Origin of the sequence: Pseudomonas sp. RL_105y_Pfl2_101, assembly GCF_963970585.1 — a bacterium.
Classification (GTDB): Bacteria; Pseudomonadota; Gammaproteobacteria; order Pseudomonadales; family Pseudomonadaceae; genus Aquipseudomonas.
Window position 1 is genome coordinate 1 of the sequence record NZ_CAXAPG010000032.1, and the last position, 15,537, is coordinate 15,537.

8 protein-coding genes, 1 rRNA gene and 1 pseudogene are annotated in these 15,537 nt (G+C 59.5%); 9 read left to right on the top strand and 1 reads right to left on the bottom strand.

Annotated features, from left to right (window positions below; all coding sequences use genetic code 11):
* Window positions 1-2: 2 nt before the first annotated feature.
* From rrf to AACY31_RS23905, 7 genes are all read left to right on the top strand, one after another.
* Window positions 3-118: ribosomal RNA gene (rrf, locus tag AACY31_RS23875) — 5S ribosomal RNA — on the top strand.
* A 157-nt stretch (window positions 119-275) separates the two neighbouring features.
* The gene (gene recC / locus AACY31_RS23880; protein ID WP_339492826.1) at window positions 276-3,728 is read left to right on the top strand and encodes an exodeoxyribonuclease V subunit gamma; all 3,453 of its coding nucleotides are present in this window, start codon (window positions 276-278) and stop codon (window positions 3,726-3,728) included.
* Window positions 3,725-7,414 (top strand): exodeoxyribonuclease V subunit beta, encoded by a 3,690-nt coding sequence (gene recB / locus AACY31_RS23885; protein ID WP_339482377.1) that lies wholly within the window; start codon window positions 3,725-3,727, stop codon window positions 7,412-7,414. The genes recC and recB overlap by 4 nt, the downstream gene beginning before the upstream one ends.
* The gene (gene recD / locus AACY31_RS23890) at window positions 7,411-9,507 is read left to right on the top strand and encodes an exodeoxyribonuclease V subunit alpha (RefSeq protein ID WP_339482376.1); all 2,097 of its coding nucleotides are present in this window, start codon (window positions 7,411-7,413) and stop codon (window positions 9,505-9,507) included. The genes recB and recD overlap by 4 nt, the downstream gene beginning before the upstream one ends.
* Window positions 9,508-9,646: 139 nt before the next feature.
* Complete coding sequence (locus AACY31_RS23895; protein ID WP_339482375.1) at window positions 9,647-10,222, top strand: YfiR family protein; 576 nt, start codon at window positions 9,647-9,649, stop codon at window positions 10,220-10,222.
* Window positions 10,219-11,487, top strand: a complete 1,269-nt coding sequence (locus AACY31_RS23900) for a diguanylate cyclase domain-containing protein (RefSeq protein WP_339492825.1) — start codon at window positions 10,219-10,221, stop codon at window positions 11,485-11,487. The genes AACY31_RS23895 and AACY31_RS23900 overlap by 4 nt, the downstream gene beginning before the upstream one ends.
* Window positions 11,488-11,556: 69 nt before the next feature.
* A complete protein-coding gene (locus tag AACY31_RS23905) occupies window positions 11,557-11,994 on the top strand; it encodes an OmpA family protein (RefSeq protein WP_339482379.1) in 438 nt (145 codons plus the stop codon).
* On the opposite strand, the pseudogene AACY31_RS23910 reads toward AACY31_RS23905, so the two are convergent.
* Window positions 11,991-12,140: pseudogene (locus AACY31_RS23910) on the bottom strand (LysR family transcriptional regulator); the annotation flags it as partial. The gene AACY31_RS23905 and the pseudogene AACY31_RS23910 overlap by 4 nt on opposite strands.
* 491 nt (window positions 12,141-12,631) lie before the next feature.
* On the opposite strand from AACY31_RS23910, the gene AACY31_RS23915 reads away from it, so the two are divergent.
* The gene (locus AACY31_RS23915) at window positions 12,632-13,570 is read left to right on the top strand and encodes a tyrosine-type recombinase/integrase (RefSeq protein WP_260676485.1); all 939 of its coding nucleotides are present in this window, start codon (window positions 12,632-12,634) and stop codon (window positions 13,568-13,570) included.
* Window positions 13,571-14,128: 558 nt separating this feature from the next.
* Window positions 14,129-14,707, top strand: a complete 579-nt coding sequence (locus AACY31_RS23920) for a recombinase family protein (protein WP_024617842.1) — start codon at window positions 14,129-14,131, stop codon at window positions 14,705-14,707.
* The last annotated feature ends 830 nt before the right edge of the window (window positions 14,708-15,537 follow it).

Consider the following 15,537-nt stretch of genomic DNA (forward strand, 5'->3'; position numbering starts at 1 on the left):
TTCTTGACGACCATAGAGCATTGGAACCACCTGATCCCATCCCGAACTCAGCAGTGAAACGATGCATCGCCGATGGTAGTGTGGGGTTTCCCCATGTGAGAGTAGGTCATCGTCAAGATTAAATTCCAAAACCCCTATCTGCTGACGCAGGTAGGGGTTTTGTTTTTGCCCGCAGGAAAGTTCTTACGACAAGCGCGGACAGCTCCCAGCTGTCACAACCCCCCGACAGTGATAAGGTTCTGCCCCTAGCTTTTGCATTTTCAAGGATGCCTTTCATGCCGGACGCAACGTCCCTTAGCCCTGCGTTCATGGTGGTTCACGGGAATCGCCTTGATGAATTGCGCAGCCTGGTGATCAGCTTGATGCGGCGCTATCCGCTGGCTCCCCTTGAAAATGAAATCGCGCTGGTACAAAGCAACGGCATTGCCCAATGGCTCAAGCTTGCGCTGGCTGAAGACCCGGAAGACGATGATTCCGGCGGCTGCGGTATTGCGGCTGCCATTGATGTGCAACTGCCGGGCAGTTTCATGTGGCAACTTTATCGAGCGGTCTTGGGACGCGACGAAATTCCGGCCAAATCCCTGCTGGATAAGGCTCCGTTAACCTGGCGCCTGATGCGTCTACTGCCGCAGTTGATCGAGCAGCCTCATTTCGAACCTCTGCGACGATTCCTTACCCAAGACACCGACTTGCGCAAACGCTATCAGCTGTCCGAACGTCTTGCCGATCTGTTCGATCAGTACCAGGTGTACCGGGCTGACTGGCTTGAGGATTGGGCTGAAGGTCGACACCAGACAAGAACTGTCCGAGGCGAAACCAAGCCGCTCGCGCCGGCAAATTGCTGGCAAGCGGAACTGTGGCGCGCCTTGTTGCTGGACGTGGGAGAGCAGGGCATGGCGCAAAGCCGTGCAGGCGTTCATCAGCGTTACATCGAACGTATCAACAGCCTGGAAGTCGCTCCGAAAGGCCTGCCCGCACGGGTCATCGTGTTTGGTATTTCGTCTTTGCCTGCCCAAGTCCTCGAGGCGCTCGCCGGCCTTTCCCGGTTCAGCCAGGTTCTGCTCTGTGTGCATAACCCGTGTCGTCATCATTGGGCGGACATCGTCGCCGACAAGGACTTGTTGCGTCACCAATACAAGCGCCAGGCACGCAAGGCCGGCATGCCCGTCGTCCTCGATCCGCAAACTTTGCATCAACATGCCCATCCGTTATTGGCCGCCTGGGGCAAGCAAGGGCGCGACTACATTAACTTGCTCGACAGCTACGATGACCCCAACAGCTATCGCACGGTATTTCGCGATGGGCGAATTGACCTGTTCACTGATGGAAGCCCCACGACCCTTCTCAGCCAGTTGCAGGACGACATCCTGGAACTGCGCCCCCTGAACGAAACCCGGGAACACTGGCCTTTCGTCGATACAGAGCGAGACGGCTCGATCCGTTTTCATGTGGCCCACGGCGCTCAGCGTGAAGTCGAAATTCTTCACGACCAATTGCTCGCCCACTTCAGTGCGGATCCGACCCTGCGCCCACGGAATATCATCGTCATGGTCCCGGACATCGACAGTTATGCACCGCACATTCGCGCAGTGTTCGGTCAGCTCGACAGGAGCGACCCGCGGTTCATTCCCTTCACGTTGACCGACCAGGGCCAGCGTGGACGGGATCCACTGCTGATCGCCGTCGAGCATTTGCTCAAGCTGCCAGACAGTCGTTTCCCGGTCAGCGAAATCCTCGATCTGCTGGATGTTCCGGCGTTGCGCGAACGCTTTGGCATCGATGAGGCCGACCTGCCGACACTGCACCGCTGGATCGAAGGCGCCGGCATTCGCTGGGGGATGAGCGCCGAACACCGTGCCGGGTTGGGCCTGCCCGCGGAGCTTGAGCAGAACAGCTGGCATTTTGGTTTGCGTCGTATGTTGCTGGGGTATGCCGTCGGCAGTTCGAACGCTTATGAGGGCATTGAGCCCTATGACGAAATCGGTGGCCTGGATGCGGCGTTGATCGGTCCCTTGGTTGCTTTGCTGGATGCCCTGGAAGTGGCCCATCAGGAACTCACCCGACCGGCATCGCCGCAGCAATGGGGTTCACGCCTGCAAGATCTGATGCAGCTGTTTTTCCAGGCAAGCAACGAACATGACGACTATTTGCTGGCCCAACTCGAAGACTTGCGTGAAACCTGGCTGGAAACCTGTGAGTCGGTGGGGCTGTACGATGAATTGCCGCTGACGGTGGTGCGTGAGGCGTGGTTGGCCGGACTGGATCAGGGGCGACTGTCCCAGCGTTTCCTGGCCGGTGCAGTCAACTTCTGTACCTTGATGCCGATGCGCGCGATCCCCTTCAAGCTGGTGTGCCTGCTGGGGATGAATGACGGTGATTACCCGCGCGCCCAGCCCCCCTTGGACTTCGACCTGATGGGCGGCGATTATCGCCCGGGTGATCGTTCCCGCCGTGAGGACGACCGTTACCTGCTATTGGAAGCGCTGCTTTCTGCCCGGGAAAAGCTGTACATCAGTTGGGTGGGTCGCAGTATTCGCGACAACAGCGAGCGCCCGGCATCGGTGTTGATCGGCCAACTGCGCGATCATCTCGCCAGTGGCTGGCGGTTGGCAGATGACAGCAAGACTCTTCTTGATGCCCTGACCCAGGAGCATCCGTTGCAACCGTTCAGCGCACGTTATTTCCATCAAGGTGACGAGCTGTTCAGTTACGCCAGCGAATGGCGGATGCTCCATGACGCTTGCGATCACACCGATAAAAATCAGATGCTGGAACCCTACGTCCAGGAAGAGCCCTTGGGCCTCGGTCAGTTGCAGGATTTCCTGCGCAATCCCGTCCGCCATTTCTTCAGCCAGCGGCTGAAAGTGTTCTTCGAGGCCATTGAAGCGCCTCTGGCCGATGACGAACCTTTTGTGCTCGATGCGCTGCAACGCTACAGCCTGAGTGACAGCTTGCTCGAGGCCGCCCTGGTACGCCTGGACCAGCCGGATCTTGCCCTCACCGCCCATGCCCAGCGGCTGCAGAACAGTGGTCTGTTACCCATGGCCGGTTTCGGTGAATGCATGCAGCGTGAATTGATCGAACCCCTGCCGGATCTGCTCCAGCGTTACCAACAGCTTCTGGCGCTATGGCCGACACCGTCGCTCAGCGCTGTGCCAGTCAGCCTGCAATTGCAGGGCGTGAATGTCGAAGGATGGCTCAGTGGCTTGCACCAGCGCTCCGACGGTGCGGTCCTCGCCATCACGGCCATACCTAACAGTATTGGCTCCATCAAGACCCGTAAGTGGCATCGGCTGATACGGCCTTGGGTCAACCATCTTGTGGCCTGCGCTAATGGCTTGTCGTTGACGACAGCACTGGTGGCCAGTGATGACAGCTTGCAACTGGCACCTTTTGAAGAACCTGTCGCTCAAAGGCTACTGGGCGACATGTTGCTGGCCTGGCAGACCGGTATGCGCCAGCCGCTACCGATCGCCGTGAAGACGGCTTTCGCCTGGCTCGGCCAGACTGATCCGGTCAAGGCCGAAGCGGCGGCTCGCAAAGCCTATGAAGGCGATGGACAGACGTTTGAGGGCGAACGGGGGGAAAGTCCGGCGTTGGCTCGACAGTTTCCTGATTTCGAAGCCTTGATGGCTGACGAAACATTTCCCGATTGGTGCGATGCGCTCTACCGACCATTGCTCGAAGCCCCATGGCGTTCGTTGGTCGGCGAGGAGGCCCGTTCATGAGTCGGCAGACACCATTGGCCCTGGCTTTCCCGCTACGGGGCAGCCAACTGATCGAGGCCAGCGCCGGTACCGGCAAGACCTTCACCATTTCGGCGCTGTACCTGCGCCTGGTGCTGGGGCATGGCGGTACGGCGTCCGGTTTTGGCCGCGAGTTGCTTCCACCGCAAATCCTGGTAGTGACCTTCACGGACGCTGCCACCAAGGAGTTGCGTGAACGAATTCGCACCCGTCTGGCCGAAGCTGCACGTTTCTTGCGCGACGAAATTCCCGCCCCGGATTCGCTGATCGCTGCGTTGCGCGATGAGTTCAACGCTGACCAATGGCCTGGCTGCGCGAACCGGCTGGACATCGCTGCGCAGTGGATGGACGAAGCGGCCGTCTCGACCATCCACAGTTGGTGCCAGCGCATGTTGCGTGAGCATGCCTTCGACAGCGGTAGCCTGTTCACCCAAACCCTGGAAACCGACCACAGCGAATTGCTGGGCGAGGTACTGCGCGATTATTGGCGGTTGTTCTGCTATTCGATGCAGGGCGAGGCACTGAACTGGGTGCGTACCCATTGGGGAGGGCCTGCTGCGCTGTTGCCGCGGGTGAGAGCTTTGTTTTCCAGCGAGCGTGGCGACGGTGACGGGCTTGAGCCTGCCGAACTCATCGCCGCGGCCTTGCAGGAGCGCAGTGCCGCCTTGCTCGATCTCAAGGCGCCGTGGCGGCAATGGGCGGTGGAGCTGTTGGAGATCTGCCAGCAAGGCGTCGCCAGCAAATCTGTCGACGGGCGCAAGATGCAGGCGCGTTACTTCGAGCCGTGGTTTCAGAAAATCACTGCCTGGGTGGACGACGAAAGCCTTGAGCTGTTGGACATTGGCACCGGATTCACGCGGCTGACGCCCGAGGGCATGGCCGAAGCCTGGAAAGGTGAAGTGCCCAACCATCCCGGGCTGGATGCCATGGCCGCTCTCAAGGCCAGCCTGGACGCGTTGCCCACGCCCGATGCCGCCGTCTTGCAGCATGCCGCACAATGGGTCGGGGGGCGCTTCGAAGCAGAGAAACGTCGCCGCGCCGAGATGGGCTTCGATGACATGCTACTGCGTCTCGATGCGGCCCTGCAGGCCGACGGAGGCGAGCGTCTGGCGAGCCTGATCCGCGAACAGTTTCCGGTGGCGCTGATCGATGAGTTCCAGGACACCGACCCGGTTCAATACCGGATATTCGAAAGCATCTACCGTATCGAAGACAACGACCCTGAGACCGGACTTTTCCTGATTGGCGATCCTAAGCAGGCGATCTACGCTTTTCGCGGTGCCGACATCTATACCTATCTGCGCGCTCGCGAAGCCACTGCTGGCAGACTGCACACGCTGGGCACGAATTTCCGTTCCAGCCATGCCATGGTGGGTGCGGTAAACCATGTTTTCCAGAATGCCGAGTCCCGTCCGAAGGGGCGTGGGGCCTTTCTGTTCCGTGGGTCTACGGGAGAGAATCCGGTGCCGTTCCTGTCCGTTGAGTCCCAGGGGCGCAAGGAGTCCTTGCAGGTCGCAGGGCAGGCGGTCGCGGCGCTGAACATCTGGCACCTGTCGTCGGAGCAGCCGCTTTCCGGTGCGGTGTATCGACAATCGATGGCGGCCGTCTGCGCCAGTGAGATCACGGCGTTGCTCAACGGCGGTCAGTCGGGACGCGCTGGCTTCACGATCGATGGAAAAGTGCTGCGAGGCGTGCGTCCGGCAGATATCGCCATCCTGGTGCGCGATGGTAAAGAAGCGCAGGCGGTGCGAGACGCGCTGTCCGCGCGGGGCGTGCGCAGTGTTTATCTGTCCGACAAGGATTCGGTCTTTGCCTCGCAGGAAGCGCGGGATTTGCTGATCTGGCTCAGGGCCTGTGCCGAGCCGGATGCCGAACGACCGCTACGGGCGGCCCTGGCCAGTATCACGTTGAACCTGTCGCTGATGGAGCTGGAGCGTCTCAATCAGGATGAGTTGGCCTGGGAAGCCCGGGTCATGCAATTTCGCGGTTATCGTACGGTCTGGCGCAGCCAGGGCGTGCTGCCGATGTTGCGGCGTCTGCTGCATGATTTCGAACTGCCCCAGGCCCTGATGGCGCGCAGTGATGGCGAGCGGGTGCTGACCAACTTGCTGCACCTATGCGAACTGTTGCAGCAAGCCGCCGGTGAGCTGGATGGCGAACAAGCTTTGATCCGGCATTTGTCCGAGCACCTGGCCTTGTCCGGACAAGCGGGAGAAGAGCAGATCCTGCGCCTGGAAAGTGATGAGCAACTGGTTAAGGTGGTCACGATCCACAAGTCCAAGGGCCTCGAATATCCGTTGGTCTTCTTGCCCTTCATCTGCTCGACGAAACCGGTGGACGGCAGCCGATTGCCGTTGCATTACCACGATGAGGCCAACAAGGCGCAGATCAGCCTCAAGCCCACTGCCGAATTGATCGCCAAGGCCGATGACGAGCGTCTGGCCGAGGATTTGCGGCTTCTCTACGTAGCACTGACCCGTGCACAACATGCCTGCTGGCTAGGTGTCGCGGATCTCAAGCGGGGCAGCAACAATCGCTCGATCCTCCACGTGTCCGCGCTGGGGTATCTATTGGGCGGTGGTGCACCGCTCACCGAGTCGGTGGAACTGAGGCGCTGGCTGGACGACCTGCAACAAGGCAGCGACGCGGTGAACTGCCAGCCTATGCCCGAAGCTACCGACGAGCACTACCGGCCTCCGCGCAACGAAGCCGTGTTGCTTGAACCCTTGGTGCCCTTGCGAAAAGCCAGCGAGAACTGGTGGATCGCGTCCTACAGTGCCTTGCGCATCAGCGACAGCCTGAGCGAAGGCAGCGATACCGCGCCAGAGAATCCCCAGGCCCAGAAACTGTTCGACGATGAGCGACTGGATCCGGATGCTCCCAGGGAGACTATCGCTGTTGGTGGCGACATCCACCGCTTTCCCCGTGGCCCCAACCCCGGCACTTTCCTGCATGGTTTGCTGGAGTGGGCCGCCGGGGAGGGCTTTTCATCGACACCAGCGGATATCGAGGATGCCATTGCCCGACGCTGCAATCGCCGAGGTTGGAAAGGCTGGATCACCACGCTGAGCGATTGGCTGCAGCACCTGATCAAGATGCCCATGCACGTCGGCAACGACCAGGCACCGGTAGTGCTCGAGCAACTGAGCCGATTCCAGGTCGAGATGGAGTTCTGGTTCGCCAGCCACAAGGTTGATGTGCAAAAGCTTGACCAACTGGTTTGCCGGTTCACCCATGGCGGTGTGGCCCGCATCGCGGCGGAGCCGGTGCTGCTCAACGGCATGTTCAAGGGCTTCATCGATTTGACGTTCGAGCACGACGGTCGGTACTACGTGGTCGATTACAAATCCAACTGGCTGGGTGTCGATGACATGGCCTACACCGTACAGGCGATGGAACAGTCAATCCTGGACCATCGCTACGACCTGCAATACGTGCTGTACCTGTTGGCCCTGCATCGCCAGCTCAAGGCACGGCTCCCCGATTACGACTACGACCGGCATGTCGGCGGCGCGTTGTACCTGTTCCTCCGCGGAACTCGCTCCACCAGTCAGGGTGTTTATTTCACCAAGCCGCCACGGGCATTGATCGAGCAACTGGATCGCTTGTTCCAGGGGGCGCCCGAACCCAAGGCTGAGCCGGCGTGGGTACAAGGAGAATTGCTATGAGTCGTTCTTTTGCCGACCTGCTGCCCAAATCGTCCGATGGCGAACACCTGGTGGAGTTGGCGCCCTTGAGTCGTGCGCAGGACCTGCTGTTGTTGCTGACGCGCTGGGTCGAGCGCGGCTGGTTGCGTGCCCTGGACAAGGCATTCGTGGCGTTCCTCCATGAACTGGCACCTGACGATGATCCATTGGTCCTGCTCGCCGCTGCGCTGACCAGCCATCAACTGGGTCACGGGCATGTTTGCCTGGATCTGTTCGAGACCCTCAAGGAACCGGATTTTGCGCTGTCTCTGCCTCCCGAGGGTGACCTGGAGACTGGCGTGATGCTGCTGCCATCGCAAATATTGGCGACACTGGACGGCGGCCATTGGTGCAAGGTCTTGGCGTCCAGTCGCCTGGTAGCCCTGGCCGTGGATGGGAGCGATGAGGCGCAGCAGCGTCCGTTGGTGCTGTCTGGCAAGCGTCTTTATCTGCGCCGCTACTGGGGTTACGAACGGCGGATCGATGAAGCGTTGCGTCAACGGCTTATCGAGCATGAAGCGGCGCCCGGCGATCTGCGCGAGCGTTTGGGCGGGTTGTTCGGGCCGGCCAATGCCAGCGGCCCGATCGATTGGCAGAAACTGGCCTGCGCACTGGCGACCCGCGGGGCCTTCAGCATCGTGACCGGCGGCCCGGGCACCGGTAAGACCACGACCGTTGTGCGCCTGCTGGCCCTGCTCCAGGCACCGGCGGTCGAAGCCGGGAAACCGCTACGGATTCGCCTGGCCGCGCCCACTGGCAAGGCGGCGGCGCGTTTGACCGAGTCCATCAGCCAGCAGGTCCGGACCCTGGATGTGGACGCCGCTGTGCGCGAACGGATTCCTTGCGATGTGACGACGGTCCATCGATTGTTGGGCAGTCGCCCAGGCACCCGACATTTTCGCCACCACGGCGGCAATCGATTGCCACTGGATGTGCTGGTGGTCGATGAAGCGTCGATGATCGACCTGGAGATGATGGCCAATCTGTTGGATGCACTGCCGGCCCATGCACGGTTGGTGTTGCTGGGGGACAAGGACCAGTTGGCCTCTGTAGAAGCCGGTGCGGTGCTGGGGGATTTGTGTCGAGACGCCGAGGACGGCTGGTACAGCCCCCAGACCCGAGCCTGGCTTGAGTCGGTCAGTGGTGAAAACCTGGCGGCCAGTGATCTGCAGCAGGATCTGGACGCTACTCATCCCCTGGCACAGCAAGTGGTCATGCTCAGGCATTCCCGGCGTTTCGGCGAGGGCAGCGGGATCGGTCAACTGGCTCGCTGGGTCAACCAGCAGCAGCCTGAAAAAGCCCGTCAATTGCTGGAGCAAGGGCAGCATGCCGATCTGTCTTCCCTGAAATTGGCGAGCGAGCACGATACGAAACTGGAAACGCTGTTACTCGACGGCAAGCCAGAAGGACCCCAAGGGTATCGGCATTACCTGAGCCTGCTCCGGCAGCACCGCCCGGCCGCTTCTCGCCCGCTGGAAGACCGCTGCTGGGCCGACTGGGCCCGGGGAGTCCTGGCGGCCTTCGACGAATTCCAATTGCTCTGCGCGGTGCGCAGAGGCCCGTGGGGCGTCGAAGGACTGAACCTGCGAATCACCGCCGCATTGCTCAAGGCCCGTCTTATCGATAGCGATCACCAGTGGTACGAAGGACGCCCGGTGCTGATGACCCGTAACGACTATGGGCTGGGGTTGATGAACGGCGATATCGGTATTGCCCTCAAGTTGCCCGAGCGTGACGGCCCCGATGCCGGCAAACAGGTCCTGCGGGTCGCTTTCCCGCGCAACGACGGCCAGGGCGGTGTGCGTTTCGTCCTGCCCAGCCGCCTGAATGACGTGGAAACCGTGTATGCCATGACCGTGCACAAATCCCAGGGCTCGGAATTCACCCATACCGCGTTGATTCTTCCGGATGCGCTGAACCCGGTCTTGACCAAGGAACTGGTGTACACCGCCATTACCCGGGGCAAGCAATGGTTCAGTCTGATTGAGCCGCGAGCGGGGGTATTCGAGGAGGCGGTCCGGCGCAAGGTCAAGCGCTTGAGCGGGTTGATGCTGGAGTTGGAGCAGCCTGACTGAATCATCAGCTTTTAATGATTCATGCCCCCGTTGTGATTTCACCTGTTTCGTTTCGAAGCCTACGTAACACCCTGTCTCGCCGGCTTTTTGGCACTGTGCTATCGTTCCGGCACTAATCGCTTGTATCAAGAGATTTTCCATGACAGTGCCTGTACGGGACGCGGTGCGCAGCAAGGGCTGGAGGCATTTTCTGCTTGCCAGCCTTATGTGTTTGCTGGTGCCTGTCGGGGCTGCTCAGGAGCAGGCAGCCACGACCCAGGCCGAGCAGCGGTCCGAAGCCGTGACCCAGGTTGTATTGGGAATTCTCAGCTACGCCCGTTGGCCTGTGGAGCCAACCGAACTGCAACTGTGCATCGTCGGACCCACCCAATACACCGACGATCTGGTCAACGGCACCACCCAGGCCACGGGGCGGCCGGTGAATGTGCAGCGGTTACTGGCCGATCATCCTGACATCGCCACTGGCTGCAACGCGGTCTACATCGGCCGGCTGACCAACGATGAGCACACCCGTCTGTTTGCGTCCTTGATTGGCAGGCCGGTGTTGAGCATCAGCGAGGGTGGCGACCAGTGCACTGTGGGGAGTCTGTTCTGCCTGCGGGTCGGCGATGAACAAGTGTCTTTCGAGGTCAACCTCGACTCGGTGGCACGCAGTGGCGTGCGCATACATCCGAGTGTGCTGCAGCTTTCCCGCCGCAGGCCCGCAGCGCCATGAAACAGGGCAAACCAAAGGTCCGTCCCACCCTGGGCGCGGTCATCGGGCGCGGCCACCTGATTGTCGCGTTGGTGGCAATCACCATGGCCAGTGTTTCCCTGACCTTGCTCGGCCTGCTGGCGTTGCGGGTCTATGCCGATCACAACCTGCACCTGATCGCCCGTTCGATCAACTACACCGTGGAAGCGGCCGTGGTATTCGATGACGCGGCGGCGGCCACCGAGGTACTGGCTTTGATTGCCTCCACCGAGGAGGTTGCCGATGCCCAAGTGTTCAATGAGCGCGGCCGCCTGTTGGCGCGCTGGAAACGTCCGGACACCGGTTTATTGTCGGAACTGGAAATGCACATTGCCAAGGCGTTTTTGGAAAAGCCCATCAGCCTGCCAATCGTTCACCAAGGAAAGAACATTGGCAGCGTTCTATTGGCGGGGCATGGTGGCAGCCTGTTGCGCTTTTTACTCAGCGGTCTGACGGGGATCATTTTGTGCACGGCGGTGAGTGCCTGGGTGGCGTTGTACCTGGCGCGGCGTCAGTTGCGGGCGATCACCGGACCATTGCGCAGCCTGGCCGAAGTGGCCCACGCGGCACGCAGCGAGCGCGCCCTGGACCGACGCGTGCCGCCGGCCGCTATCGCCGAACTGGATAACCTGGCCAATGACTTCAATGCACTGCTCGACGAACTGGAGTCCTGGCAGACCCACCTGCAAAGCGAAAACGAAACCCTGGCACACCAGGCCAGCCACGACAGCTTGACTGGCTTGCCGAACCGGGCGTTTTTCGAGGGCCGGCTGATCCGCGCCTTGCGCAACGCCAGCAAGCTCAACGAGCAAGTGGCCGTGTTGTACCTGGACAGCGACCGGTTCAAAGGCATCAATGACAATTTCGGCCACGCCGCTGGTGACGCGGTGCTGACGGCCGTGGCGACCCGGGTCCGGGCACAGTTGCGTGAAGACGACTTGGTCGCGCGCCTGGGAGGCGATGAATTCGCCGTGCTGCTGGCCCCCCTGCACAAGGCCGAGGACGCCGAGCGGATCGCCGAAAAAATCATCGCCAGCATGGAAATGCCGATTCAATTGCCCGGTAATGCTTCAGTGCTGACGTCCCTCAGTATCGGCATTGCCGTTTACCCCGATCATGGTGCCACGCCGGGCACCTTACTCCACGCCGCCGATGCGGCAATGTACCAAGCCAAACGCCTCGCTCGAGGCGGTCAACATACGACGGGGTCGGATCACCCCGTCGCTGATTTTCAAACCAGGAGCTGACTCGTGCGTTCATACCCTTCATTTTCCCTGCGCTGGTTCGCGGCGTTTTTGTTGCTGGCCGTCCTGGCCATGAGCGGTTGCCAGACGGCACCGCAGAAGGGCCTGACCCCCGCGCAAATCGCCGTACTCAAGCAACAAGGCTTCGAACTGACTGACGATGGCTGGGCGTTCGGTCTGTCAGGCAAAGTCCTGTTCGGCAGTGACGTGGAAAACCTCAACCAGGCCAGTACCGAAATCGTCGAACGCATTGGCAAGGCGCTGCTGGAGGCGGGAATCCAGCGGGTGCGCATCGATGGTCATACCGACGCATCGGGCTCCCAGGCCTATAACGAACAACTGTCGATGCGTCGGGCCGTCAGCGTGAGCAAGGTGCTGACAAGCGTTGGCATGCGCGAAGAGAACGTCCAACTGCGCGGCCTGGGCAGCAGCAAACCGGTCGCTTCCAACGACACCGCCAGCGGCCGCACCGAAAACCGCCGCGTCGCCATCGTGGTCATCGCCGGCTAGTCGGCGAACACCATCTCCCGGCTGTCGCCCATCAGCAGTGGCTGGTTCTGTTCAGTCACTTGGCGAATGTAATCCCACAACAACGTAATCCGCTTCAGCTTCCTCAAGTCCTCCCGGCAGTACATCCAGAATTGTCGGGTGATACAGGTTAACCCAATGAATACGGGGCTTAACCGAGATGAACCTCACTTTACCGCGACCTGCTGTCACAACCACTGTCACAAGTCTCCTCGCATCTCAGAGGCCTGCCACAAGGCTCGCTATGCCATATCACTACAGGCGCAACGGTATCTACTACCTGCGTTTGAGGGCGACAGGTAGCACCACTGAGTCCACTTCTGTTTCCCTCAGGACCAGCAACAGAAGGGCCGCACTGGGTGCTTCAGATCAGCTATCGGGCTTAATCAGGGAATTCCACTTGGAGAACCCACAGGCTCTATGGTCTGAGCTGAGGGAGCATTTCTTGTCGGTCTCGGCAGAGGTACTTGGCTCTAAACGCGTAGGGGAGTCATCGCATGCTTGGGGGGCGCTGCACGCAGGTGGTGAGTGTCGTTCTTCGAACCTTGAGGCTTTCCCTTCCAGCTCGTTGCAACTGGTGGGCGGCATCTCTGCGTCTCAACCTATAAGGGGGCCTTCGATGACCTTTGAGGTTCTGTCTGGTCTCTACATGGCCGATCGGGCAAGCGAGCAGAAAGCCAATACGCTGAGTAGCACGAAGTTCACGCATGGAGTTCTCTGCTCCGCATTAGGGGCATTGGACTTTCGGACTCACTCACGGGCAGACCTCGTTTCCTTGAGGGACCAGCTTGCTACTACGCGTAAGCCGTCAACGGTCAATCAGATGCTAATGAAGCTCTCGGCTGTCCTGAATTGGGCGGTTGCAAACGGCCACCTCGAAAAGTCCTTCGATAAGAAACTCAAATTCACCAAGGGCCTAGAGTCGAGCCGTAAGGCGCTCAGCCAGGAGCAGGTAGGTAAGCTGATGCAATACGCCAACAATCTGCCTGAGACCTCATGGAAGCGCTGGCTGTTGAGTCTGGGCATCATCACTGGCGGGCGTCTCAACGAAATCTCCCAGCTATCCACGGGGGACATTCATACCTTTGCATCAGGGATTACAGGCATTCATATCAATGAGGCCGGTGAAGGGAAATCCATCAAGAATAAGCGCAGTGAACGGGTGGTGCCTTTGACGGATGGTGCCTATGGTTTCGACCTTGCAGCTTTCCTGAGGTATGTCGAAGCGCGCAAGCTCAGCGAGTCCGAGTCATTGGCGCAAATTGGTTACAGACCGGCAGGCGAGTGGGCTAATCAACAGGCCATCCCAGCGGCTCTTGGAGATTCTTATGAGCGTGGTTTGGTGTTCCACTCATTGCGTCATTCTCTGGCTTCCCTAATGCAGGTCCGAGGGGTTCCAACAACTTATGCCCAGGCGGTGATGGGGCATGCTTCTGGCACGATTACTTTTGACACATACGGCTCTGGGGTTCCCGTTGAAACCATGGCTGAGGTGCTCAGGGGACTTTTTATCAGCAGCAACCACCGGGCCCGAATCGAAAATGGTTTGCACCCGTGAGGCATATCTCGCGCTCGCGGCGGCTGGGCGTTCCCCCATAGGGGGGCTGGACGTGTGCCTGCTGGGCTGGCGAGTCGAGGGGTGCCCCTCATCTGCTGGCTGGCCGGGGCTGTCGTCGTCTCTCGTTGGAAACGGGCATGCCTCTTACACAATCCTAGGGCAGGGCCTCTCTCAATACATGCGGCCTCTCAGGGGCTTGAGGGCTGGTCAGGTCCAGAGTGGAATATTCCATTTTGCAAACTCTCAGGGCTGCGCTGGCCGTGGTGCTCTGTACTGCTGTTTGCCGGTCGATGCGTCGAGTTGGGGCTAGTGCCGATCCTCTTGCTCTATCGTTGGCTGTGCATGCGTTGGTCGTGCAATGGCTGCTGTCTGGGGCTGGGCGCTGGCCGGTCGGTCTGGTTTGTAGGTGGTGACATCAAACGATCAATTGTCATCACCCTAAAAACATGTCGCGAAGTGGTGACATCAAAATAGGCTTTGACACTTGTTGGCACCACTTGTATTGTTGTCACCATTACTTGGCACCATAGGCCAGCTAGACACACCAGAGGTGACACCATGACCGCACGTACATACGCCTACTGTCGGGTATCCACTACCGAGCAGACCACTGACAACCAGATGCACGCCATCAAGGAACGTGGATACATCATCCCTGCGAACCGGGTACACAGTGAGACTATCAGCGGCTCAGTGCCAGCCTCAGAACGTCCAGTCTTTGCAAGGTTGGTAGATCGTCTAGAGAGTGGTGACACGCTGGTAGTGCTGAAGCTTGACCGCCTTGGTCGTGACAGCATCGACGTGCAGGCCACCATCGATAAACTGATGGCTCTGGGCATTCGGGTTATCTCGCTCGACCTGCCAGCCTCAGACCTGACCAGCGTAGAGGGTAGGTTTATCATGCAGGTAATGGCGGCGCTGGCTGAGATGGAGCGTGGCCGTATCCGGGAGCGTACCAGTGAGGGTCTCGCCCGTGCCAAGGCTGCTGGTGTGAAGCTGGGTCGTCCTGTAGCTGATGACGTCACGTCTCAGGTGCGCGAGCTGCGTGCCAAGGGTATGAGTCAATCTGAGGTTGCCGAGGCTCTAGGGCTGTCCCTGCGGACCGTGAAGCGCCATTGCGCCAAGGAGTCTGTCTGAGTCGTAACGCGGGGAGCTTGAGCTTGAGACCCAGCATTTACACGCGGGCATGCGATCACTTGCATCACCGGTTATTCCAGTTGCAAGCCGCCTAGCGGGTATGTCTTGATCAATCCTATGTTGACCGTGGAAGGCCACCAGAGCGCGCAGACGCTACGTCGATCCACGGGGGAGGCCAATACCTATCACCGGCCTTCACGGTTGCGGTATCCCACCTGACAGCGGCTGTCCCACTGGTCGAGGGCTGAGGTTCAGGGCAAGCGCCGGGATGGTTATGCGCGATGTGCTGCTAAAGCTCCGGGTAATTAGATGTCTGCTTCGCTTGCGGCTGTCACAGGAAACCCCAGGACGATGTGACGGGTACGGGTAAACGTGCCTCAGGCGCGCTCTCAGGGCCTCACGGGTTCAAAGCTGGTTTAGGCTTTGAATTGCATTATAGGATCGCCGATAGCTTAGATTTGCTGAGTCTCACAGTGCTAGACACTTGAAATCCCACAGTTTCGAATTCTAGAGCGGCCAGCGGCAAGCGTGACCGGATTGCCAATTCTGGTCACAAAGTCTCACACTGTTAGACTTCTGGAGGCTGGTTATTATTTAATCAAAACCGCTGGAGGCCACGGAATACGGGGCCTGTAGCCCGATTGCCCTTTAAGTTGCATTATAGAGAGAACCCCAGTAGCAACAGTAGTGTAGTAGTGATGGTAGTGTTAGTAGCACTCAGTATTGTCTATTAGGGAGAGTAGGTTAAGTAGTCTACAGTGGGAGATGTAGAGTAGTAGCCCAGTATTGTCTAGTTGCTCAAGTAGTGATAGTTGTTCCTCCCTTCTTCT

Bases quoted from the DNA above. Each gene is read 5' to 3' on its own strand.
- recD (WP_339482376.1), top strand. From the start codon at position 7,411: ATGAGTCGTTCTTTTGCCGACCTGCTGCCCAAATCGTCCGATGGCGAA.
- recB (WP_339482377.1), top strand. From the start codon at position 3,725: ATGAGTCGGCAGACACCATTGGCCCTGGCTTTCCCGCTACGGGGCAGC.
- AACY31_RS23905 (WP_339482379.1), top strand. From the start codon at position 11,557: ATGAGCGGTTGCCAGACGGCACCGCAGAAGGGCCTGACCCCCGCGCAA.
- AACY31_RS23920 (WP_024617842.1), top strand. From the start codon at position 14,129: ATGACCGCACGTACATACGCCTACTGTCGGGTATCCACTACCGAGCAG.
- AACY31_RS23900 (WP_339492825.1), top strand. From the start codon at position 10,219: ATGAAACAGGGCAAACCAAAGGTCCGTCCCACCCTGGGCGCGGTCATC.
- recC (WP_339492826.1), top strand. From the start codon at position 276: ATGCCGGACGCAACGTCCCTTAGCCCTGCGTTCATGGTGGTTCACGGG.
- AACY31_RS23915 (WP_260676485.1), top strand. From the start codon at position 12,632: ATGACCTTTGAGGTTCTGTCTGGTCTCTACATGGCCGATCGGGCAAGC.
- AACY31_RS23895 (WP_339482375.1), top strand. From the start codon at position 9,647: ATGACAGTGCCTGTACGGGACGCGGTGCGCAGCAAGGGCTGGAGGCAT.